Raw genomic sequence first — 21,264 nt, 5'->3', positions numbered from 1 at the left:
CCAGGTCGTTGGCGGGTTACCCGGCTCAGCGCCGTTCGAACCACGCAGCCGCGTCCACCGGCAGGACGTGCCCGTCGCCCCGCCCGGTGAGATCGGCGCTGGCGACGATCGGCCGGCCGAGGCCGGTCACCGTCACGTCGGCGCCGCTGAGGTTGACCACGCAGGTCAGCTCCGTGTCCCCGGTGGTGCGGCGGAACGCCAGCACGCCGGGTTCGGTCTCCAGCCAGGTGATGTCGCCGACGCCGGCCAGCGCCGGGTGCGTGCCGCGGATCCGCAGCGCCGCCCGGTAGAGCTCCAGCGTCGAGCCGGGCGTCCCGGACTGGGCGGCCACCGAGAGGGCCCGCCAGGTCGCCGGCGCCGGCAGCCAGCTCAGTTCGCTGCCGTCCGGCCCGAAGCCGTACGGGGCCAGCTCGCCGCTCCACGGCATCGGCACCCGGCAGCCGTCCCGGCTCTCGCCGGTGCGGAGGAACGCCGGGTCCTGGCGCAGCTCGTCGGGGAGGTCCAGCACCTCGGGCAGGCCCAGTTCCTCGCCCTGGTAGACGTACGCGCAGCCGGGCAGCGCGAACATCAGCAACGCGGCGGCCCGAGCCCGGCGCAGGCCGACCTCGCCGTCGCCGTACCGGGTGACGTGGCGCTGCTTGTCGTGGTTGGAGAGCACCCAGGTGGTCGGCGCGCCGACGATGGTCGCCTCGGCCAGCGCCGTGTCGATCACCTTGCGGAACGAGTCGGCCGACCAGGTGGCTTCCAGGAAGTCGAAGCTGAACGCCTGGTGCAGCTCGTCCGGGCCGATGTAGCGGGCCAGCCGCTGCGGCGTCTCGGCCCAGGCCTCGGCGACCGCCATCCGGCCGCCCGGGTAGCTGTCCAGGATCGGCCGCCAGGCGCGGTAGATGTCGTGCACCTCGTCCTGGTCGAAGTAGGGCAGCCGGCCCTTGCCCAGCAGATCCGACTGGCGCTGCCCGGTGGTCATCGTGCTGAAGCCGACGTCGGGCAGGCCCTCGGCCTTGATCATCCCGTGCGCCACGTCGATCCGGAAGCCGTCGACGCCGCGGTCCAGCCAGAACCGCAGGACGTCCTCGAACTCGGCGCGCACCTCGGGGTGACGCCAGTTGAGGTCGGGCTGGGCCGGGTCGAACAGGTGCAGGTACCACTGGCCGTCGACCACGCGGGTCCAGGCCGGTCCGCCGAAGATGCTCTCCCAGTCGTTCGGGGGCAGCTCACCCTGCTCGCCCTTGCCGTCGGCGAACAGGTAGCGCTCGCGCTCCGGGGAACCCGGGCCGGCGGCGAGCGCCGCGGCGAACCAGGGGTGCGCACTGGAGGTGTGGTTCGGCACCAGGTCGACGATGATCCGCAGGCCCAGGGCGTGCGCGTCGGTGATCATCTCGTCGAAGTCGGTCAGGTTGCCGAAGAGCGGGTCGACGTCGCGGTAGTCGGCCACGTCGTAGCCGGCGTCGACCTGCGGGGAGGTGTAGAAGGGCGTGAGCCAGAGCGCGTCCACGCCCAGGTCGCGCAGGTAGGGCAGGCGCCCCCGGATGCCCTGGAGGTCACCGACGCCGTCGGAGTTCGCGTCCGCGAAGCTGCGGACGTAGACCTGGTAGACGACTGCGGAGCGCCACCAGTCGTCGTCGGTGGCCGGTGGCGTGGGGGTGGGGGCGGAGGTCATCGGTGTCGATCCCCGTTTCTGTGGCGGCGCAGGGTGTCTGAGCAGAATGCCGCGCCGCCGCTGCAAGAGTCAAGCATTCCTTGCGCAAGAAATGACGCCGGTCACGCCGCTGGCCAGCGTGATCACCCTTCACCACCCGTCCCGCATCCCGAGACACCACCCGCGCTCGCCTCGCTCCCCATGCCCGCCTCCGCCCTCGATCTTGCGGTTGCGGACCCGGCGGCGGGGCATTCATCCCCATTCGCCCCGGCTGAAAGTGCAAGATCGGCGGGGTGGGGGCGGGGGTGGGGGTCAGGCGGGGATGGGGAGGGTGGGGGCGGGGCGTTGGCGTTTGGGGGCGGGGGCGGGCCTCGCCACCGCGGTGGAGCCGCGTACCACCAGCTCCGGGCGGAACAGGTACTCGGAGTTCGGGGACGGGTGCCCGTTGATCTCGTCGACCAGGGCCCGCACGGCGGCCACCGCCATGGCCGCGACCGGCTGGCGCACCGTGGTCAGCGGCGGATCGGTGAAGGCCATCAGCGGCGAGTCGTCGTAGCCGACCACCGAGACGTCGTCGGGGACGGACCGGCCGCGCTGGCGGGCCGCCCGGATCGCGCCGAGCGCCATCAGGTCCGAGCCGCAGACCAGGCCGGTGACGCCGCGTTCGAGGAGCCGACCGGCGGCGGCCTCGCCGCCCTCCACGCCGAACAGGGACAACTCGGTCAGCTCGGTCAGGTCGTCGTCGGCGACGTCGGTGAGACGCCGCATCGCGGCCTTGTAGCCGGCGACCTTGCGCTGGACCGGGACGAACCGGTCCGGGCCGGTGATCAGGCCGATCCGTCGGTGCCCGAGCGCGACCAGGTGGGCGACCGCGAGCTCGGCGGACTCCCGGTCGTCGCAGGAGACGAACGGCGCGGGGATGCCGGGCGCGTACCCGTTGATCATGACGATCGGCAGTGGCCGGGCGAGCAGCGTGCGGTACCGGTCGTGGTCGGCGGCGGTGTCGGCGTGCAGGCCGGAGACGAAGACGATGCCGGAGACCTGCCGGTCCAACAGCATCTCGACGTACTCGTCCTCGCGGACGCCGCCGGGGGTCTGGGTGCACAGCACCGGCGTGTAGCCGGTGGGAGCCAGGGCGGACTCGATGATCTGGGCGAACGCCGGGAAGATCGGGTTGTCCAGCTCGGGCACGACCAGGCCGACCAGCCCGGCGCTGCGTTTGCGCAGCCGGGCCGGGCGCTCGTAGCCGAGCACGTCGAGGGCGGTGAGGACGGCCTGCCGGGTCTCCGGGGCCACACCGGGGCGGTCGTTGAGCACCCGCGACACCGTGGCCTCGCTGACTTCGGCCTGTTGGGCGATGTCGGACAGTCGAGCGCGCATGGCGGCACTTTAGCTCAACGGCAAAGTCTTGCGTACACTTCTGCAAGCTCTTCCATTCTCTGCAACCTCTTGCTAACGTCCCCGCAACATGCGAGAGCAGCGGCGCAGCACCCCGGCGCCGGTCAGCAAGAAATTTCAGAGGTTCCCACTGGCGGTCGCCCTTCCCCCGGCGTGCCGCCATGACGACAGGAGTACCGATGCGCATCCGTACCGCGGGTGTGGTCGCCGTCCTCGGCCTGGCGCTCGCCGCGTCCGGCTGTGGTGACAGCGGCAGCGACAAGCCGGCCGCCGAGCAGTCCGCCAGCAAGGCGACCGGCGGCAAGCTGGTCATCTGGGCCGACGACAAGCGCACGGCCGCCCTCAAGCCGTTCACCGAGAAGTTCGGCCAGGAGAACGGCGTGACCGTCGAGGTCCAGGCCGTCCCGAACGAGGACCTCCAGAACAACTTCGTCACCGTGTCCAGCCAGGGCGGCGGGCCGGACGTGGTGATCGGCGCGCACGACTGGATCGGCAACCTGGTCCAGAACGGCGCCATCGAGCCGGTGCAGCTCCCCGACGAGCAGAAGGCCGCCTTCAACGAGACGGCGATCAAGGCCGTCACGTTCAACGGCCAGCTCTACGGCGTGCCCTACGCGCAGGAGAACCTGGCGCTGATCCGCAACACCGACCTGGCCCCCGAGGCGCCGAAGACGATCGAGGACCTGGTCGCCACCGGCAAGCAGCTCAAGGCGCAGAAGAAGGTCACCGAGACGCTCTGCCTCCAGGTCGGCCAGAAGGGCGACGCGTACCACATCTACCCGCTGTACGCCTCGGCCGGCGGCTACCTCTTCGGCACCACCGCCAACGGCGACTACGACCCGAAGGACCTGGGCGTGGGCAAGCCGGAGTCGATCGCCGCGTTCAAGAAGATCGCCGCGCTCGGTGAGAAGGGCGAAGGCGTGCTGAAGCGCTCCATCGCCGACACCAACTCGACCGCCACCTTCACCGGCAAGAAGTGCGCCTTCCTGGTCTCCGGACCGTGGGCCACCGCCGACGTGAAGAAGGCCGGCATCAAGTACGACGTCTCCGCCATCCCGGGCTTCGCCGGTGGCAAGGCCGCTGCGCCGTTCGTGGGCGTCCAGTCCTTCTACGTGGCCGCCAAGGGCAAGAACAAGGCGCTGGCCCAGGAGTTCGTCGCCAACTACGTCACCAAGCCGGAGCTGGCCGTGGCGCTGTACCAGGCCGACCCGCGTCCGCCGGCGCTGACCGCCGCGTTGGACCAGGTCAAGGGCAGCGACGCGGACCTGGCCAAGTTCGTCGAGGCCGGCAAGAACGGCCAGGTGCTCCCGGCGATCCCGGCCATGGCCGCGGTCTGGGACCCGTTCGGCAAGGCCGAGGCCGCCATCATCGGCGGTGCCGACCCGACCAGCACGGTCACCGCGGCCGGTAAGACGATCGCCGGTTCGATCAAGTAATGAGCACGCCGCTGTCCGGCCCGGGGCCTCTCCAGCAGACCCCGGGCCGGGGGCCCGCCGGCACCGGGTCCCCGCGCTCGTCCCGTACCGCGCGGAACCACGCGCCGATCACCGCGGCCGGCCTCGCCGCGAAGGTGATCCTGCTCGGCCTGGTGGCCGGCATCGCGATCTGGGCGGCCTTCCCGCTCGTGGAGGCCGGCATGTGGGTCGGCCTCGCCGTGCTGGTGGCGAGCACCGCCGCGCTGTTCTACCTCTACCTGGGTCGCCGGCACGTCCCGGCGAAGTACCTCGTCCCGGGCACGCTCTTCCTGATCGCCTTCCAGATCGTCCCGGTGCTCTACACCGCGAGCACGGCCTTCACCAACTTCGGCGACGGTCACCGCGGCAGCAAAGACGACGCGGTCGTCGCCATCCAGAGCTCCTCGGTGAAGCAGGTCCCCGGCTCCGCGCAGTACCCGCTGTCGGTCGCCACCAAGGGCGACCCCGCCACCGGCCCGCTGGTCTTCCTGATCACCGACCCGAAGACCGAGAAGGTCTCCGTCGGTGACGCCGAGGGCCTGCGACCGCTCGACCCCGGCGCGGCCACGGTCGCCCCCGGCGGGAAGGTCACCGCGGCCGACGGCTACACCGTGCTGAACTTCGGCCAGGCCAGCGCCCGCAGCAAGGACATCACCGACCTGGTGGTGCCGACCGCCGGTGGCGCGCTGCGATCGTCCGGCCTGTCCCGGGCGTACGAGGGCAAGGCGGTCCGGGCGTACGACCCGGGTTGTGACTGTGTCAGGGACAGCGACAGCGGCAAGACCTGGACGGCCGACGAGGAGGTCGGCGCGTTCGTCGCCGCCGACGGCGACCGCCTGGCCCAGGGCTGGAAGGTGAACGTCGGCCTGTCCAACTTCACCCGGGTGCTCACCGACGAGCGGATCTCCGGACCGTTCCTCAGCACGCTGATCTGGAACTTCGCCTTCGCGATCGGGTCCACCGGCGGCACGTTCATCCTCGGCATGCTGATCGCGCTCGCGCTGCACTCGCCCCGCGTCCGTGGCACCAACATCTACCGGGTGCTGCTGATCCTGCCCTACGCCATGCCGTCGTTCGCGATGCTGCTGGTCTGGCGGGACATGTTCAACACCGACTTCGGCCTGATCAACAACATGTTCGGGCTGGACGTCGACTGGTTCGGTCAGGCGTGGTCGGCCCGTGCGGCGGTCATCCTGGTGCAGCTCTGGCTCGGCTACCCGTACATGTTCCTGGTGGCCACCGGCGCGTTGCAGGCCATCCCGCGCGAGTTGACCGAGGCCACCTCGGTCGACGGGGCGTCGCCCTGGCAGTCGTTCAAGGCGGTCACGCTGCCGCTGCTGCTGGTCGCGCTCTCTCCTCTGCTGATCTCGTCGTTCGCGTTCAACTTCAACAACTTCAACGCGATCTACCTGACCACCGAGGGCGCGCCGTTCCCGGCGGACAACCCCAGCAACGGCGCCACCGATCTGCTGATCACCTACACGTACCGACTGGCGTTCGGCGGGCAGGCGGCGCAGTTCGGCTTCGCGGCGGCGATCTCGCTCTTCATCTTCGCCATCGTCGCGGTCGTGTCGGCGGTCAGCTTCCGGCGTACCCGCCAGCAGGAGGAGGTCTACTCATGACCACGCTCACCGGCGGCACCCGCACGGGGGGCGCGAGCGGTCCGGCGACCGTCGGCCACCACGCGGGCCGGCGGAAGAACCGGTGGTTCGCCCAGGTCGGTTGGCGGCATCTGGTCGGCCTGCTCGGCGTGCTGTTCAGTCTCTTCCCGCTGGTGTTCGTCATCTCCGCGGCGCTCAATCCGCTCGGCACCCTCTCCTCCACCGCCCTGGTGCCGACCGGCGGGGTGTCGTTCGGCAACTTCTCCGAGCTGTTCGCCCGCACCGGGTTCGCCCACTGGTTCCTGAACTCGCTGCTCATCGCCGGGGGGGCCTCGTTCGCCTCGGTCTTCCTCTCCGCGCTCGCGGCGTACGCCTTCTCCCGGATGCGGTTCCGGGGGCGGCGGGTGGGGTTGCTCTCGTTGCTGCTGATCCAGATGTTCCCGCAGTTCCTGGCGATCGTGGCGATCTTCCTGATCTTCGGCACGATCACCGACCTGTGGCCGGCCATCGGGTTCAACACCCCGTGGGGGCTCCTGCTGCTCTACATGGGTGGCGCGCTGGGCGTGAACACCTGGCTGATGAAGGGCTTCTTCGACACGCTGCCCAGGGAGTTGGACGAGTCGGCCACCATGGACGGCGCCTCGCACGCCCAGGTCTTCTTCAAGATCATGCTGCCGCTGGTGGCGCCGATCCTCGCGGTGACCGGACTGCTCGCCTTCATCAACACCATCAACGAGTTCCTGATGGCGAGCGTCTTCCTCACCGACACCGACGCCAAGACCCTCGCGGTCGGTATGCGGACCATGCTCCAGGGCGCCGAGCGGAACACCAACTTCGGCATCTTCGCCGCCGGCACCCTGCTCACCGCGATCCCCACCGTGCTGGTGTTCCAGTTCCTTCAGCGCTTCATCGTCTCCGGACTCACCTCCGGAGCGGTCAAGGGCTGAGCCTCCTCGGCGCACGCGGCGGCGAGGGGCGTCGGGTCGGCGTACACCGGAGTGGTGTGCGGGGCGCACCGTCGCGGTCGGGTGACCGGCCGCGGCGGGCGCCCGCCCACCCCTGTCGGTACGACGCGAAAGGCCACCCCCCATGTCCCTTCAGCCGCACCACGACGGATCCGCCACCTACGTGCCGGAGCAGGAGCCCGCGCTCGGCGGGACCGTCCCGGTGTTCGTCCGGGTGCCGGCCGGCGCCGACGTCCGCCAGGTGCACCTGCGCACCACCCACGACGGCGAACCCCACTTCACCGAGGCGGTGGTCGACCGCACCGTGGGCGGTGAGGTGTGGTGGCGGGCCGACGTCGAGGTCCGCAACCCGGTCAGCACCTACCGTTTCCTGCTCGACGGCGACGCCGGCGCCCGGTGGCTCAACGCGGCCGGCACCGCCGCCCACGACGTGCCGGACCACGGCGACTTCAAGCTGGTCAGCTACGCGCCGCCGCCGGCCTGGGCCCGGGACGCTCTGATCTACCAGATCTTCCCGGACCGGTTCGCCCGCTCGGCCGCGGCGGACGGACGCACCGCGCCGGACTGGGCCGTGCCGTGCGACTGGGACACGCCGGTGATCGAGCACGGCCCGGACACGCCCCGCCAGTTCTACGGCGGCGACCTGGACGGCATCACCGAGCGCCTGGACCACCTGGACCGGCTGGGGGTCAACACGGTCTACCTCACCCCGATCTTCCCGGCCCGCTCCAACCACAGGTACGACGCGTCCAGCTTCGACACCGTCGACCCGCTGCTCGGCGGCGACGCGGCGCTGGTCCGGCTCGCCGACGCGGTACGCGCCCGGGGCTGGCGGCTGCTCGGCGACATCACCAGCAACCACACCGGTGACGCGCACCGCTGGTTCACCGCCGCGGTGTCCGACGTCGACGCGTTGGAGCGGGACCTGTACTACTTCGACCTCGCGGGCGGGGACTACGAGTCGTGGAACGGGGTGAAGTCGCTGCCGAAGCTCAACTGGGGCAGCGCCGAGCTGCGCCGCCGGTTCGCCACCGCCGAGGACTCGCTGCTGCGCCGCTGGCTGCGCCCGCCGTACGGGCTGGACGGGTGGCGGGTGGACGTGGCGAACATGACCGGCCGGCGGGGCGCCGACGCGTACACCCACGAGGTGGCGCGGCTGCTGCGCGAGGTGGTCGCCGAGACCCGGCCGGACGCGTTGCTGCTCGCCGAGCACGGCCACGACCACACCGGCGACCTGGACCGGGACGGCTGGCACGGCACGATGAACTACGTCGGGTTCACCGACCCGGTGTGGTCCTGGCTGCGCACCGGGGACGCCCCGGTGCCGAACTTCCTCGGCACGCCCGGCGGGGTCCGGCGGCGGGACGCGGACGCGGTGCTGGCCACCATGAACGCCTTCCGGTCGTTGGTCTCGTGGCGGTCGTACACGCACTCGTGGCAGATGCTCGGCTCGCACGACTCGGCCCGGATCCGCACCGTGGTGGGCGACGCGGCCCGGCAGGAGGTCGCGGCCGGGCTGCTCGCCACCATGCCGGGGACCCCGGTGATCTTCGCCGGTGACGAGCTGGGCCTGACCGGCACGAACGGGGAGGGCTCGCGTACCCCGATGCCGTGGCACCGGCCGGCGAGCTGGGACCGGCGCACGTTCGACGCGTACCGGTCGCTGCTGGCGTTGCGCCGTGACGAGCCGGCGCTGCGGCACGGCGGCCTGCGCTGGGTGCACGCCGACGCGGACACGCTGGTCTTCCTCCGGGAGGCGCCGACCGGCACGGTGCTGGCCCTGGCCCGCCGCGCCCCCGGCACCCCGCTGTCGTTGACCGGCCTGCCCGCCGCCGACAACGTCTACGGCGGCGCCCCCGCGCTGTGCCCGTCCACGGACGGCACCGTGACGCTCCCGGCGGACGGCCCCACCTTCCAGGCCTGGCGCCTGTCCTGACCTTTCCCCCTCCGGCGATCTTGCAGATTGCGCCCCGGCAAAGGGGACGAAAGCCGTGAGGCGCGGGCCGCAACCGCAAGATCGCGGGGGCGGGGGTCAGGGCAGGAGGGTGCGGGCGCCGGTCAGGTAGGTGGCGCGGTCGGGGTAGCCGGTGAGGATGCGCTGGGTGAAATAGCCGGGGACCAGGCCGAACAGGGCCGCGCCGACCGCGTCGGGGTCGGCGTTGGGGGGCAGCTCGCCGGTGTCGCGCGCCCGCCGGGCGGCGGTCACGAAGTGGCCGCGCAGCCGGGTGTACGTGGCCGCGACGAACTCGGCCAGCACCGGGTCCCGCTGCGCCTCGCTCCACACCTGTAGCGCCAGCGGCAGCACGCCGTCCGGGCCGAGCTGGGTGTCGACGAAGGTCAGGGCGCGGTCGAGCACACCGATCAGCGGCAGTGGCGGCTCGGCGGTGGACAGGTCGGCGAAGGCCGCGTCCGCGGTGCCGATGACCGCCTGGGCGATGGCCGTGATCAGGTCGTTCTTGCTGGGGAAGTAGCGGTAGACCGCGCCGACCGAGAGCCCGGCCTCCTTGATCACGTCCTGCATGGAGGTGTGGTGGAAGCCGTCGCGCACGAAGCAGCGCCGGGCCGCGTCGAGGATCTGCTGGCGGCGGGCGGCGAGGTGCTCGTCGGACACGCGTGGCACGCCCCACATCTTAAAGCGAACGTTCGTTCTTGACGAACCTCAGGTCGGTGGCGCACGCTCGACCCCAAAGAGAACGAGCATTCGTTTTAGGAGGCGTTGATGCGTCGATCCCGTTCCCCCTGGGCCCTCGCCGCGCTGCTTGTCGGCCTGGTGGTGCTGGCGCAGGCGCTGCTCGTACCGCTGTTCGCGGCGCCCGCCGCGCACCTCGCGCCCCGCGACCTGCCGGTGGCCGTGGCGGGCCCGCCGCCGGCGACCGCCGAGCTGGCGGCCCGGCTGGCCGCCGCCCGCCCCGGCGGCTTCAGAATCACCACGCTGCCGGACGCCGCGGCGGCCGACCGGGCGCTGCGCGACCGGGAGGTCTACGCCGCGTTCGTGGTCGGCCCGGACGGCGTCGGCCTGCACACCGCGCCGGCCGCCGGCCCGACCGTGGCGGCCCTGCTCACCGAGGCCGCCGGCCAGCTCTCGGCCGGCCGCCCGGTGCCGGTGACGCCGGTCGTGCCGGCCGACCCGGACGACCCGCGCGGGGCCGGTTTCGCCGCCGGGTTCCTGCCGCTGGCGCTCACCGGCATGCTGGCCGGTGTGCTGCTCACGCTGCTCGTCGCCGGTCGCGGCGCCCGCCTCGCGGGCCTGCTCGGGTACGCGGTGCTCGCCGGCCTCGGCGGCGTGACGGTGCTGCACGGCTGGCTCGGCCTGCTCGACGGGGACCCGTGGCGGGAGGCCGGCGCGATCGGGCTGTTCTCGCTCGCCGCCGCCGGTGCCGTGGCGGGTCTCGGCGCGCTGCTCGGTCGGCCCGGCCTGGGGCTCGGCGCGCTGCTGGTCTTCCTGCTGGGTAACCCGCTCTCCGCCGTCTCCGCCGCGCCGGAGCTGCTGCCGCAGCCGTGGGGGACGGTGGGCCAGTTCCTGCCGGTCGGCGCCGGTGGCACGCTGCTGCGCTCGGCGGCCTTCTTCGACGGTGCGGGCGCCGGCCGGCCGTTGGCGGTGCTGACCGGCTACGCGGTGGTCGGGCTGGCGCTGGTCCTGGTCGGTCGGGGGAGCTCGGTGGGCGGGGAGGTGGCGGCGCGACCCGGGCCGGCCCGGGTCACGGTATGACGGCAGCTCGCCGGGGTGACTACTACGCAGCGTCGTTGATGGGGGAGGATGGTCGACGTGGAAGCTCTTCGACTGATCCTTCTCTACGTCCATCTGATCGGCTTCGCGCTGCTGCTCGGCGGCGGGATCGCCCAGTACGTCAGCGGCAGGCTGCGGATCAACGCGGCCATGCTGTGGGGGGCGGTGATCCAGATCCTGACTGGTCTCGGACTCTCCGCGCCCCTGCGTGACGGCGACGAGCCGGCCCCGGCGAAGCTTGTTACCAAGTTGGTGCTCGCGCTGCTCATCTTCGTCATGGTCTTCTTCTCCCGTAAGCGGGAGTCCGTGAACCGCGGGCACTTCCTCGCGATCATCGGGTTGACGCTGCTCAACGCGGCGGTCGCGGTGTTCTGGCGGTAGTCCGCCAGGCGCCGGGAGGGCTGCGGGAAACGGACGTTCGGGACGTGCCCACGCACGCCTACCGGCCCGACAAGTGATCTGCCCCACGCAAGGGTTACACCGGGGTAACGGACGCTCAACAGTCGTGCACGATTGTCGGCCGGTGGGTGGGCGCGGGCGTACGCTCCCGTCCGTAACGTGGGACGCCGGCGGCACACCGCAGGCCGGCGCAAGGGCTGCCACCGCGCACGACGCGGTCGGCAATGGGAAGGAGACGTCTTGCGCTCTGTGCGTGGGATGCGGATCGCCTCCGCCTTCGTGGCGGGTGGCCTCGTGCTGGGCGCCGCCGCGTGTGGTGAGGCTCCGGACGACAGCAAGGACAACGCCGGCGGCAACGGCGGCAAGAAGTACAGCGCCTGCATGGTGACCGACGTCGGCGGTATCGATGACAAGTCCTTCAACACCTCCGCCTGGAAGGGCCTTCAGGAGGCGCAGAAGGAGAACGACAACATCGAGATCAAGAACGTCCAGTCGAAGGCCGAGGCGGACTACGAGGTCAACCTCACCGGGTTCGTCAACCAGAAGTGCGACTTCATCCTGGCCGTCGGTGGCCTGATGTCGGACGCCACCAAGAAGGCGGCCGCCGCGAACCCGAACCAGCAGTTCGCGATCGTGGACGCCAACCCGGGCGTGGCCAACGTCTACCCGATGCAGTTCGACACCGCCCAGGCCGCCTTCCAGGCCGGCTACCTGGCCGCCGGGATGAGCAAGAGCGGCAAGGTGGGCACCTACGGCGGCCTGCCGATCCCGCCGGTCACCATCTTCATGGACGGCTTCGCCGACGGCGTGGCGTACTACAACAAGGCCAAGAGCAAGAACGTCCAGGTGCTGGGCTGGGACAAGGCCACCCAGAAGGGCTCCTTCACCAACGACTTCGTCAAGCAGGACGAGGGCAAGAAGGTCTCCGACGCGCTGGTCGCCCAGGGCGCCGACATCATCATGCCGGTCGCCGGCGGCGCCGGGCTCGGCACCACCGCCGCGGCCAAGGCCTCGGGCGGCAAGTACTCGGTCGTCTGGGTGGACGTCGACGGCTGCGAGAGCACCCCGGACTGCTCGGCGATCGTGACCACGGTCGTCAAGAACATCCCGGGGGCCGTCAAGGAGGCCGTGGTGAAGGCCGCCGGTGGCGAGAAGCTCCAGGCGCAGCCCGGCTTCGTCGGCACGCTGGCCAACTCCGGCGTCTCGATCGCGCCGTACCACGACTTCGACAGCAAGGTCCCGGCGGACCTGAAGACCGAGGTCGACAAGATCAAGGCGGACATCGCCGCCGGCACCATCACGGTCACCTCGAAGGCCCAGCCGACCAAGTGACCGCTCCGCCGGCTGCCGCGGTGAGATCATCGGCAGCGGGGCCGGCGGGCACCAGGTAGCACGATCCGGCCGTCCCGGCGTACGGGGTCCGAACCCCGCGCCCCGGGGCGGCCGGTCACCTTCTTCCCCACACCCCACCCGGCGTGGTGGCTGCGCGGCAAGTCGCTACGCTGCACCATCGCTCGCACTCCAGGAGGTTGCGCTGAGACTCGAACTGCGCGGCATCACCAAGCGGTTCGGTGATCTGGTCGCCAACGACCACATCGACCTCACGGTGGAGCCTGGAGAGATCCACGCCCTGCTCGGCGAGAACGGCGCCGGCAAGTCGACCCTGATGAACGTGCTCTACGGGCTCTACCAGCCGGACGAGGGCGAGATCCTGGTCGACGGCGAGCCGCTGAAGCTGAAGGGCCCGTCGGACGCGATCACCGCCGGGATCGGCATGGTGCACCAGCACTTCATGCTGGTGCCGGTCTTCACCGTGGCCGAGAACGTGATGCTCGGCGCCGAGCAGGTCAGGGTGCCCTTCGCCGGGCTCCTCGACCGTCGGCGGGCCCGGCGTGAGGTGGCCGAGGTCTCCGAGCGGTACAACCTCCGGGTCGACCCGGACGCGGTGATCGAGGACCTGCCGGTCGGCATCCAACAGCGGGTGGAGATCGTCAAGGCCCTCACCCGCGACGTCGACCTGCTGATCCTCGACGAGCCGACGGCCGTGCTCACCCCGCAGGAGACCGACGAGCTGCTCACCGTCATGCGGTCGCTCAAGGCCGCCGGCAAGTCGATCGTGTTCATCACCCACAAGCTGGGTGAGGTCAAGGCGATCGCGGACCGGATCACCGTGATCCGGCGCGGACGGACGGTCGGCACCGCCGAGCCGACCGCCAGCCGGGACGAGCTGGCCGCGCTGATGGTCGGCCGCAACGTCCGACTGACCGTGGACAAGGAGCCGGCCCGGCCGGGCAAGCCGGTCCTGGAGGTCGCCGGCCTGGTCGTCGACGACGACCGGCAGGTACGCGCGGTCGACGGCGTCGACCTGACCGTGCACGCCGGTGAGGTGCTCGGCGTCGCGGGTGTGCAGGGCAACGGCCAGACCGAGCTGATCGAGGCGATCATGGGCCTGCGCCCGACGCTCGCCGGCACGATCACGCTGGACGGGGAGTCGACCCACGGCTGGTCCACGAAGAAGGTGCTGCGCGCCGGTGTCGGCTACGTCCCGGAGGACCGCAGCGTCGACGGCCTGGTCAAGGAGTTCTCCGTGGCGGAGAACCTGGTGCTCGACATCTACGACCGGCCGCCGTTCGGCAAGGGCCTGTCGCTGAAGCCGGACGCGATCGCGAAGTCGGCGAAGGAGCGGATCGAGCAGTTCGACGTCCGGACCTCGTCGGCGGAGGCGGCGGTCGGCACGCTCTCCGGCGGCAACCAGCAGAAGGTGATCGTGGCCCGGGAGCTGTCCCGGCCGCTGAAGCTCTTCATCGCCGCCCAGCCCACCCGGGGCGTGGACGTCGGCTCGATCGAGTTCATCCACAGCCAGGTCATCCGCGAGCGCGACGTCGGCACCGCGGTCATGGTGGTCTCCAGCGAGCTGGACGAGGTGATCGGCCTCGCCGACCGGATCGCGGTGATGTACCGCGGTCGGGTCATCGGCATCGTCGGCCCGGACACGCCCCGCGAGGAGATCGGCCTGCTGATGGCCGGCATCACCCCGGACACCGCGGCCACGACCGCGGACGAGGGCAGCGCCGCCGCGACCGCGGACGAGGGCAGCGCCGCCGCCCCGGCCCCCGAGGGCCCTGGCAACGAGGACGAGGCATGACGAACCCGAACCCGGCGTCGGGCTCCCCGGACAAGGAGCCGGCGACCGAGGCGCTCCAGGCGCGCAGCGAGGCCCGCGCGACGCCGACCGCGCCGGCCGGCGACACCGAGCGGGCGGTCACCACCACCGTGACGAAGCAGCCGCCGGCCGAGGGGCCCCGGCCCAGCCTGGGCCGGCTCTTCCTGGAGAACCTCTGGGCGGCCAACACGGTCACCGTGACCGTGCTCGCGGTGGTGCTGGCGATGCTGGTCGGCGCGGTGCTGATCATCGTCTCCGACCCGGACGTGCTGGCCACCTACGGCTACATCACCGCCCGCCCGGCGGACGCGTTGAGCGCGAGCTGGACCGTGGTCAGCGAGGCGTACGCGAACCTGTTCAAGGGCGCGGTCTTCGACCCGGACGCGGTCGGCTTCACCGCCGCGATGAGCCCGATCTCGGAGACGCTCACCTACACCGCGCCGCTGGTCTTCACCGGTCTGTCGGTGGCGCTGGCGTTCCGTGGCGGCCTGTTCAACATCGGCGCCCAGGGCCAGGCGACCATCGGCGTCATCCTCGCCGCCGTGGCCGGCTTCGCGCTGCCGCTGCCGCCCGGCGTGCACCTGCTGGTGGCGCTGATCGCCGGCGCGCTCGGCGGTGCGCTCTGGGGCTTCGTCCCGGGCATCCTCAAGGCGCGTACCGGCGCCCACGAGGTGATCAACACGATCATGCTCAACTACGTGGCGGTCTACTTCCTCTCCTGGATCATCATCCAGGCCGGGGTGCAGAACCCGACGCGGTCGGACGCGATCAGCAAGCCGGTCGAGTCCTCCGCGCAACTGCCCCGACTGCTCGGCGACAACCTGCGGGTGCACGCGGGCATCCTGCTCGCGGTGCTGGCCACCTGGTTCATCGCCTGGCTGCTCAACCGCTCGACGCTCGGCTTCGAGCTGCGCGCGGTGGGCGCGAACCCGGACGCCGCCCGGACCGCCGGCATCAGCGTCACCAAGACGTACGTGCTGGTGATGGTGATCGCCGGTCTGCTGGCCGGCCTCGGCGGCTCGAACATGGTGCTCGGCTCCACCGCCAACGCGCTGACCCCGCTGGTGGTCGCGCAGATCGGCTTCGACGGCATCCTGGTCGCGCTGCTGGGCCGGGTGAAGCCGTGGGGCGTGCTGCTGGCCGCGCTGCTGTTCGGGGCGCTCCAGGCGGGCGGCAACCGGATGCAGTCGTACTCCGGGATCTCGCTCGAGCTGGTCACCGTGCTCCAGGCCCTCATCGTCATCTTCATCGCCGCGCCCGCCCTGGTGAAGGCGATCTTCCAGCTCCGGGCGGCCCGCGCCGCCCGGCTGCAGACGAGCCTCGCGAAGGGCTGGTGAGCATGTCCACCACCGCTGTCCCCGACGTCGCGGTCACCGTGGTCGACGAGGGTTTCTGGACGCGGGCCCGCAAGGCCGGAGCCGTCCTGCTGGCGCTGGGCGTACTCGCGGCGGTGCTGTTCGGGGCGCTCGCCACCGACCAGCAGGCCCGCTTCACGCTCAGCGAGACCGAGGGCGGCGCCGCCCTGGAGATCAACGGCACGGTCGGCGCGATCCTGTTCGGCGTGATCGCCGCCGCGGCCGGGGCCGCGCTGCTGGCCGGCGTGCCGAAGCGCTGGTTCACGCTGCTGCTCGGCGCCGGGCTGGTCGCCTTCGTGCTGAGCTTCCTGTGCTGGCAGGTCTCCGCCGCCCCCGAGGGGCGCAACTTCATGCCGCTGGTCAACGTCGTGCGGGGCACGTTCGTCCTGGCGCTGCCGCTGATCTTCGGCGCGCTGGCCGGCGTGCTCTGCGAGCGCTCCGGCGTGGTCAACGTGGCGATCGAGGGGCAGTTGCTGATGGGCGCGTTCTCCGGCGCGCTGTTCGGCAGCATCTCCGGCAGCGTCTGGGTGGGCCTGGTGGCCGCCGCGATCGGCGGCGCGTTCATCTCGCTGCTGCTGGCCGTGTTCGCCATCCGCTACCTGGTCGACCAGGTGGTCATGGGCATCGTGCTGAACCTGCTGGCGGTCGGCATCACCGGCTTCCTCTACGAGCGGTTGATGGCGACCGACGCGGCGAAGTACAACAGCGCGCCGCGCTTCAGCAACTGGGAGATCCCGCTGCTGAAGGACATCCCGCTGCTCGGTCCGGCGCTGTTCCGGGGCAACATCTTCCTCTACCTGGGCCTGCTGCTGGTGCTGGTGATCCACCTGGCGCTGTTCCGGACCCGGTGGGGCCTGCGGACCCGGTCGGTGGGCGAGCACCCGACCGCCGCCGACACGCTCGGCGTGAAGGTGCTGCGGCTGCGCTACCGCAACGTGATCATGGCCGGTCTGGTGGCCGGCGTCGGCGGGGCGTCGTACACGCTGGCGCTCTACTCGTTCACCAAGAACATGATCGGCGGCAAGGGCTTCATCGCCCTGGCCGCGCTGATCTTCGGCCGGTGGAGCCCGACCGGGGCGCTGCTCGCGGCGCTCTTCTTCGGCTTCGCCGACCAGCTCGCCACCTACCTGGGCGCGATCGGCAGCAGCATCCCGAGCCAGTTCCTGGCGATGCTGCCGTACCTGGCGACGATCCTGGCGGTGGCCGGGCTGGTCGGCAAGGTCCGGGCGCCGGCCGCCGACGGCAAGCCGTACATCAAGGGCTGACCGGCCCGACGTACCGTGCCCGGCGGGGGAACCCGCCGGGCACCGTCGTCTCCGGCCGCGCCCGCGACCGATCGGCGTGAATTGGGCAGAATGGGAGTCGTGATGGACATCGACTGGGAGCGGCTGCGAGCCGCCGCCACCGAGGTGATGCGGCACGCGTACGTGCCGTACTCGAACTTCCCGGTCGGGGCTGCCGCCCTGGTCGACGACGGCCGGGTGGTGGTCGGCTGCAACGTGGAGAACGCCGCGTACGGGGTGGTGCTCTGCGCCGAGTGCGGCGTGGTCTCCTCGCTGCACGCCACCGGTGGCGGCCGGATCGTGGCGCTGTCCTGCGTCGACGCGACCGGCGAGCCGCTGATGCCGTGTGGCCGGTGCCGGCAGCTGCTCTGGGAGCAGGGCGGGCCGGAGTGCCTGATCGAGGCGAAGGGCGGCCCGCTGCGGATGGCCGAGCTGCTGCCGCACGCGTTCGACGTGGCCGACATCGAGGCGGTGACCGGCGAGCACCCGGTGCCGGTGGTGCCGGACCGGCTGGCCGCCTGGCGGGGGCGCGGCACGGTGTTCGTGCACCCGGACCTCTCGGCCGGGCAGCAGGTCTGGACGGCGTACTGGGAGCGGTCGGCCGGGGACACCGAGGGCGCCGAGACCGGGGTGCTGGAGGAGGGCCCGACCTGGGACGATCCGGCCGGGGCGATCGAGTGGGGGGCGGCCCGGACGCCGCGTGTGGTCGTGGTGGACGCGTCGGGCGCGATCTTCTGGGCCGGTGAGGGTGAGCCGCCCTCGGAGATTCCGGTTCGGTGGGGTGGTTGAGGTGCGGGCCGGGGCGCCGTCCGTCCGTGGGTTGAGCGGGACCATCGCAGATTACTGATTGGATCATCAGAAGTGAGTGCTTTTACGGCGGTTGACGTCATCCGGGCGAAGCGGGACGGGGGGGTGCTGGGCGACGGGCAGATCGACTGGGTGGTCGACGCGTACACCAAGGGGTTGGTGGCCGACGAGCAGATGTCGGCGCTGGCGATGGCGATCCTGCTGCGCGGCATGACCGGCCCGGAGATCGCCAGGTGGACCGCCGCCATGATCGCCAGCGGTGAGCGGCTGGACCTGTCGCCGGTGGCCCGGCCGACTGTCGACAAGCACTCCACCGGCGGTGTGGGCGACAAGATCACCCTGCCGCTGACGCCGCTGGTCGCGGCGTGCGGCGCGGCGGTCCCGCAGCTCTCCGGCCGGGGCCTCGGCCACACCGGCGGCACGCTGGACAAGCTGGAGTCGATCCCGGGCTGGCGGGCGGCGCTGAGCAACGACGAGTTCATCGCCCAGCTCCGCGACGTGGGCGCGGTCATCTGCGCGGCCGGCGACGGGCTCGCCCCGGCCGACCGCAAGCTGTACGCGCTGCGCGACGTCACCGGCACGGTCGAGGCGATCCCGCTGATCGCCAGCTCGATCATGAGCAAGAAGATCGCCGAGGGCACGGGCGCGCTGGTGCTCGACGTCAAGGTCGGCTCCGGCGCGTTCATGAAGAACGCCGACGACGCCCGCGAGCTGGCCCGCACCATGGTCGAGCTGGGCGGTGCGCACGGGGTGCGCACGGTCGCCCTGCTCACCGACATGTCCACCCCGCTCGGCCTGGCCGTCGGCAACGCGGTCGAGGTGACCGAGTCGGTGGAGGTGCTGGCCGGCGGTGGCCCGGCCGACGTGGTGGAGCTGACCCTGGCGCTGGCCCGGGAGATGCTCGACGCGGCCGGCCTGCCGGACGCCGACCCGGCCGCCGCGCTGCGCGACGGGCGGGCCATGGACGCGTGGCGCGCCATGATCCGCGCGCAGGGCGGCGACCCGGACGCCCCGATGCCGACCGCCAACGAGGTCGAGCTGGTCACCGCGGACGAGGACGGCTGGGTGGCCGAGGTCGACGCGTACGCGATCGGGGTGGCCGCCTGGCGGCTCGGCGCCGGCCGGGCCCGCAAGGAGGACCCGGTCAGCGTCCCGGCCGGGGTGGTGCTGCACAAGCGCCCCGGCGACCCGGTACGCGCCGGCGACCCGCTGTTCGAGCTGCGCGCCGAGCACGCCGAGCGGATTCCGGCGGCGCTGGAGCAGGCACGCGGGGCGTTCCGGGTGGCGCCGGCGGCCCCGGCCACGACGCCGCTGGTCATCGAGCGCATCGGTTGACCGGCCGCCATGGTGCCGACCCGGTCGGAGCCGCTATCCTCCCAGGCCAGGGGGATCGGCCGGCGACGAGCCGGGGCGAGCAGACAGGGACTGAGGCGTTGCGCGTATCCGCTCCCGACCCCCGGGCCGTCCGTGAGGCGAGCCTCGACGAGCTGTCCCGGCTGGGTCTTCCGCTGCCCCCACCGCAGTTCCCGCTGGTCTGGGAGCCGGGTGACGAGATCGAGCTGCGTCCCACGCCGGAGATCGAGGCGCGCATCGCGGTGCTGCACCTGATCCTGGCCCGCTGTTTCGGGATGCCCCCGCAGGCCGCGATGAGCTGGCTGCTGGAGTCGCACCTGGTGGAGATGCTGACGGCACCGGAGTGGCAGTTCGTGATGGGCGGCCGGGGCGACCACCGGTCGTTCGTGCTGCACCACGACGCGCTCTTCTCGCTGGCCTGGGTGCTCGGCCTGAGCAAGCAGCTCGATCCGACCGTGCCGGTGGACGAGCGGTTGGTCGAGCGGATGCCGAACCTGGTCACCGGCGAGACGTTCGCGCAGTGGCGGGCCCGGATCCTGGCCGCCCCGCAGCATCCCGCCCACGCCGCCGCCCTGCTCGACCTGCACTACTGCCTGGACTGGGCGTACCTGGAGACCGAGCAGGTCGGCGGCGCGCTGCCGGGGCTGGTGGACGCGAACGCGATCGGGCAGCGCCGGTGGGCGCTGGAGTGGGCGGTGGTGCTGCGCGGGCCGTACCACGACGAGCCCCCCGGTTGGGAAGAGGTCGACCTCTCCACCTAGCGGGGGCGGTGCGTGCCGAGCCGGACGGCGAGCGTGACCGGGGCCGGCTCGGGCAGCGCGGCGATCCGCGCGGCGAGCCGTCGCGGGTCGGTGTGCCAGGCGCTGGGGCCCATCCCGACGAGCGTGGTGACCTCGGCGCGGGTCAGCGCCAGCCGGGCCCGGTGCTCGCCGGCGGACTCCTCGACGAAGTGGGCGCCCAGGCTGCCGGCGACCCGGTCGGCCTTGGCCGGGTCCACCCGCAGCAGGTCGAGCGCGTCGACCAGCTCGGCGAGGTGGTCGGCGGCGGGGGTGACCACCAGCAGCGCGCCGGCCGGGTCGAGCACCCGGTGGAACTCCGGGCCGTTGCGCGGCGCGAACACGTTCAGCAGCACGGCCACCGACCGGTCGGCGAGCGGCAGCCGCTGCCAGGTGTCGGCCAGCGCCGCGGCGGCCCGTGGATGGGCGCGGGCCGCGCGGCGCAGCGCCGGCTTGGAGACGTCCAGCGCCAGGCCGGCGGCGTCCGGCAGCGCCGCCAGCACCGCCGCGAGGTAGTGCCCGGTCCCCGCGCCGGGCTCCACCACCAGCGGGTACGGGTGGCCGGCCGCGACAGGTGCCGCGGCGGCGGCCAGCGCGGCGGCGACGGTGTCGTAGTGGCCGGCGGCGAGGAAGTCGGCCCGGGCGGCGACCATCTCGGCGCTGTCCCCGCTGTGCGGGGCCCGGCCGGCGAGCAGGTTGACGTACCCCTGCCGGGCGGTGTCGAAGCTGTGCCCGCGCGGGCAGCGCAGCACGCGGGTGGTGCCGGCGGTGGCCTCGGCCAGCGGCTCGGCGCAGACCGGGCAGCGCAGCCGGGCCAGCACCGGGGGGAACAGTGCGGAAGCGGGATCGGCCACCGGCAGATCCTATTCCGGCGCCGCGCGGACGGATCTAGATTGATCGCATGACGACGGATGCGCGGCTGTGGGAGTTGTTCGGCGGGCACGGGCGCGGGGTGCTGGTCACGCTGCGCCGGGACGGTCGCCCGCAGCTGTCCAACCTCGACTACCTGGCCGGGCCGGGGCTCCTCCTCCGCTGCTCCACCACGGCCGACCGGGCCAAGGTGCGCAACCTGCGTCGGGACCCGCGGGCCAGCTTCCACGTGACGACCGCCGACGGCGGGGCGTACGCGGTGGCCGAGGGCACGGCGACGCTCACCCCGCCGGCCGCCGCGACCGACGACGCGACGGTCGAGGAGCTGGTCGAGGTCTACCGGGGCATCCGGGGCGAGCACCCGGACTGGGCCGACTACCGCGCCGCGATGGTGGCCGACGGCCGGCTGGTCCTGCGCCTGGCGGTGGAGCGGGTGTACGGCTGGCGCCCCTAAGCCGGTCCGATGCCGGGCCG

18 protein-coding genes are annotated in these 21,264 nt (G+C 72.2%); 14 read left to right on the top strand and 4 right to left on the bottom strand.

Annotated elements, in window-relative coordinates:
- Positions 1-25 precede the first annotated feature (25 nt).
- Both VKK44_RS24580 and VKK44_RS24575 read right to left on the bottom strand, forming a co-directional pair.
- Entirely contained in the window at positions 26-1,660 is a 1,635-nt protein-coding gene (locus tag VKK44_RS24580) for a glycoside hydrolase family 13 protein (protein ID WP_343443565.1), read from the bottom strand.
- A 291-nt stretch (positions 1,661-1,951) separates the two neighbouring features.
- Positions 1,952-3,019 carry a LacI family DNA-binding transcriptional regulator gene (locus VKK44_RS24575; RefSeq protein WP_343443564.1) on the bottom strand — a complete coding sequence of 356 codons (1,068 nt, stop codon included), beginning with the start codon at positions 3,017-3,019 and terminating at the stop codon, positions 1,952-1,954.
- A gap of 197 nt (positions 3,020-3,216) precedes the next feature.
- On the opposite strand from VKK44_RS24575, the gene VKK44_RS24570 reads away from it, so the two are divergent.
- The 4 genes from VKK44_RS24570 (at position 3,217) to VKK44_RS24555 (ending at position 8,993) form a co-directional block, all read left to right on the top strand.
- The gene (locus VKK44_RS24570; RefSeq protein WP_343443563.1) at positions 3,217-4,473 is read left to right on the top strand and encodes a sugar ABC transporter substrate-binding protein; all 1,257 of its coding nucleotides are present in this window, start codon (positions 3,217-3,219) and stop codon (positions 4,471-4,473) included.
- Positions 4,473-6,113, top strand: a complete 1,641-nt coding sequence (locus VKK44_RS24565) for an ABC transporter permease subunit (protein ID WP_343443562.1) — start codon at positions 4,473-4,475, stop codon at positions 6,111-6,113. The genes VKK44_RS24570 and VKK44_RS24565 overlap by 1 nt, the downstream gene beginning before the upstream one ends.
- Positions 6,110-7,039: a sugar ABC transporter permease gene (locus VKK44_RS24560; RefSeq protein WP_343443561.1), complete on the top strand. Its 930-nt coding sequence runs from the start codon at positions 6,110-6,112 to the stop codon at positions 7,037-7,039. The genes VKK44_RS24565 and VKK44_RS24560 overlap by 4 nt, the downstream gene beginning before the upstream one ends.
- A gap of 142 nt (positions 7,040-7,181) precedes the next feature.
- Positions 7,182-8,993 (top strand): glycoside hydrolase family 13 protein, encoded by a 1,812-nt coding sequence (locus tag VKK44_RS24555; protein ID WP_343443560.1) that lies wholly within the window; start codon positions 7,182-7,184, stop codon positions 8,991-8,993.
- A gap of 96 nt (positions 8,994-9,089) precedes the next feature.
- Here VKK44_RS24555 and VKK44_RS24550 read toward each other — a convergent pair whose 3' ends face one another.
- On the bottom strand, positions 9,090-9,677 hold the full coding sequence (locus VKK44_RS24550; protein ID WP_343443559.1) for a TetR/AcrR family transcriptional regulator: 588 nt from the start codon (positions 9,675-9,677) through the stop codon (positions 9,090-9,092).
- Positions 9,678-9,776: 99 nt separating this feature from the next.
- Here VKK44_RS24550 and VKK44_RS24545 point away from each other — a divergent pair, with 99 nt between their 5' ends.
- The 9 genes from VKK44_RS24545 (at position 9,777) to VKK44_RS24505 (ending at position 19,905) form a co-directional block, all read left to right on the top strand.
- Complete coding sequence (locus VKK44_RS24545) at positions 9,777-10,766, top strand: hypothetical protein (RefSeq protein ID WP_343443558.1); 990 nt, start codon at positions 9,777-9,779, stop codon at positions 10,764-10,766.
- 57 nt (positions 10,767-10,823) lie between these two features.
- Positions 10,824-11,165, top strand: a complete 342-nt coding sequence (locus VKK44_RS24540; protein WP_091061503.1) for a hypothetical protein — start codon at positions 10,824-10,826, stop codon at positions 11,163-11,165.
- Between the two features lie 276 nt (positions 11,166-11,441).
- On the top strand, positions 11,442-12,515 hold the full coding sequence (locus VKK44_RS24535) for a BMP family lipoprotein (RefSeq protein WP_343447890.1): 1,074 nt from the start codon (positions 11,442-11,444) through the stop codon (positions 12,513-12,515).
- A 274-nt stretch (positions 12,516-12,789) separates the two neighbouring features.
- A complete protein-coding gene (locus VKK44_RS24530) occupies positions 12,790-14,328 on the top strand; it encodes an ABC transporter ATP-binding protein (protein WP_343443557.1) in 1,539 nt (512 codons plus the stop codon).
- Positions 14,325-15,683 carry an ABC transporter permease gene (locus tag VKK44_RS24525; protein ID WP_343443556.1) on the top strand — a complete coding sequence of 453 codons (1,359 nt, stop codon included), beginning with the start codon at positions 14,325-14,327 and terminating at the stop codon, positions 15,681-15,683. The genes VKK44_RS24530 and VKK44_RS24525 overlap by 4 nt, the downstream gene beginning before the upstream one ends.
- A gap of 2 nt (positions 15,684-15,685) precedes the next feature.
- Positions 15,686-16,966, top strand: coding sequence for an ABC transporter permease (locus VKK44_RS24520; RefSeq protein WP_343443555.1), 1,281 nt, complete (start codon positions 15,686-15,688; stop codon positions 16,964-16,966).
- A 90-nt stretch (positions 16,967-17,056) separates the two neighbouring features.
- Entirely contained in the window at positions 17,057-17,773 is a 717-nt protein-coding gene (locus VKK44_RS24515) for a cytidine deaminase (RefSeq protein WP_343443554.1), read from the top strand.
- 72 nt (positions 17,774-17,845) lie between these two features.
- Positions 17,846-19,126, top strand: a complete 1,281-nt coding sequence (locus tag VKK44_RS24510; protein ID WP_343443553.1) for a thymidine phosphorylase — start codon at positions 17,846-17,848, stop codon at positions 19,124-19,126.
- Positions 19,127-19,224: 98 nt separating this feature from the next.
- A complete protein-coding gene (locus tag VKK44_RS24505) occupies positions 19,225-19,905 on the top strand; it encodes a DUF4272 domain-containing protein (protein ID WP_343443552.1) in 681 nt (226 codons plus the stop codon).
- On the opposite strand, the gene VKK44_RS24500 is transcribed toward VKK44_RS24505, so the two are convergent.
- Positions 19,902-20,753 (bottom strand): putative RNA methyltransferase, encoded by an 852-nt coding sequence (locus VKK44_RS24500; protein ID WP_343447889.1) that lies wholly within the window; start codon positions 20,751-20,753, stop codon positions 19,902-19,904. The two genes, VKK44_RS24505 and VKK44_RS24500, sit on opposite strands and share 4 nt — an antisense overlap.
- A 68-nt stretch (positions 20,754-20,821) precedes the next feature.
- On the opposite strand from VKK44_RS24500, the gene VKK44_RS24495 reads away from it, so the two are divergent.
- Positions 20,822-21,244 carry a PPOX class F420-dependent oxidoreductase gene (locus VKK44_RS24495; RefSeq protein ID WP_343443551.1) on the top strand — a complete coding sequence of 141 codons (423 nt, stop codon included), beginning with the start codon at positions 20,822-20,824 and terminating at the stop codon, positions 21,242-21,244.
- The last annotated feature ends 20 nt before the right edge of the window (positions 21,245-21,264 follow it).

The organism is Micromonospora sp. DSM 45708, from assembly GCF_039566955.1.
In the GTDB taxonomy this organism is placed as follows: Bacteria; Actinomycetota; Actinomycetes; order Mycobacteriales; family Micromonosporaceae; genus Micromonospora.
Note: the sequence above shows the minus strand (reverse complement) of the source record. Positions and strands in the feature narration are given on the sequence as shown.

Bases quoted from the DNA above. Each gene is read 5' to 3' on its own strand.
- VKK44_RS24525 (WP_343443556.1), top strand. From the start codon at position 14,325: ATGACGAACCCGAACCCGGCGTCGGGCTCCCCGGACAAGGAGCCGGCG.
- VKK44_RS24570 (WP_343443563.1), top strand. From the start codon at position 3,217: ATGCGCATCCGTACCGCGGGTGTGGTCGCCGTCCTCGGCCTGGCGCTC.
- VKK44_RS24565 (WP_343443562.1), top strand. From the start codon at position 4,473: ATGAGCACGCCGCTGTCCGGCCCGGGGCCTCTCCAGCAGACCCCGGGC.
- VKK44_RS24495 (WP_343443551.1), top strand. From the start codon at position 20,822: ATGACGACGGATGCGCGGCTGTGGGAGTTGTTCGGCGGGCACGGGCGC.
- VKK44_RS24555 (WP_343443560.1), top strand. From the start codon at position 7,182: ATGTCCCTTCAGCCGCACCACGACGGATCCGCCACCTACGTGCCGGAG.
- VKK44_RS24535 (WP_343447890.1), top strand. From the start codon at position 11,442: ATGCGGATCGCCTCCGCCTTCGTGGCGGGTGGCCTCGTGCTGGGCGCC.
- VKK44_RS24545 (WP_343443558.1), top strand. From the start codon at position 9,777: ATGCGTCGATCCCGTTCCCCCTGGGCCCTCGCCGCGCTGCTTGTCGGC.
- VKK44_RS24520 (WP_343443555.1), top strand. From the start codon at position 15,686: ATGTCCACCACCGCTGTCCCCGACGTCGCGGTCACCGTGGTCGACGAG.
- VKK44_RS24580 (WP_343443565.1), bottom strand. From the start codon at position 1,660: ATGACCTCCGCCCCCACCCCCACGCCACCGGCCACCGACGACGACTGG.
- VKK44_RS24560 (WP_343443561.1), top strand. From the start codon at position 6,110: ATGACCACGCTCACCGGCGGCACCCGCACGGGGGGCGCGAGCGGTCCG.
- VKK44_RS24515 (WP_343443554.1), top strand. From the start codon at position 17,057: ATGGGAGTCGTGATGGACATCGACTGGGAGCGGCTGCGAGCCGCCGCC.
- VKK44_RS24575 (WP_343443564.1), bottom strand. From the start codon at position 3,019: ATGCGCGCTCGACTGTCCGACATCGCCCAACAGGCCGAAGTCAGCGAG.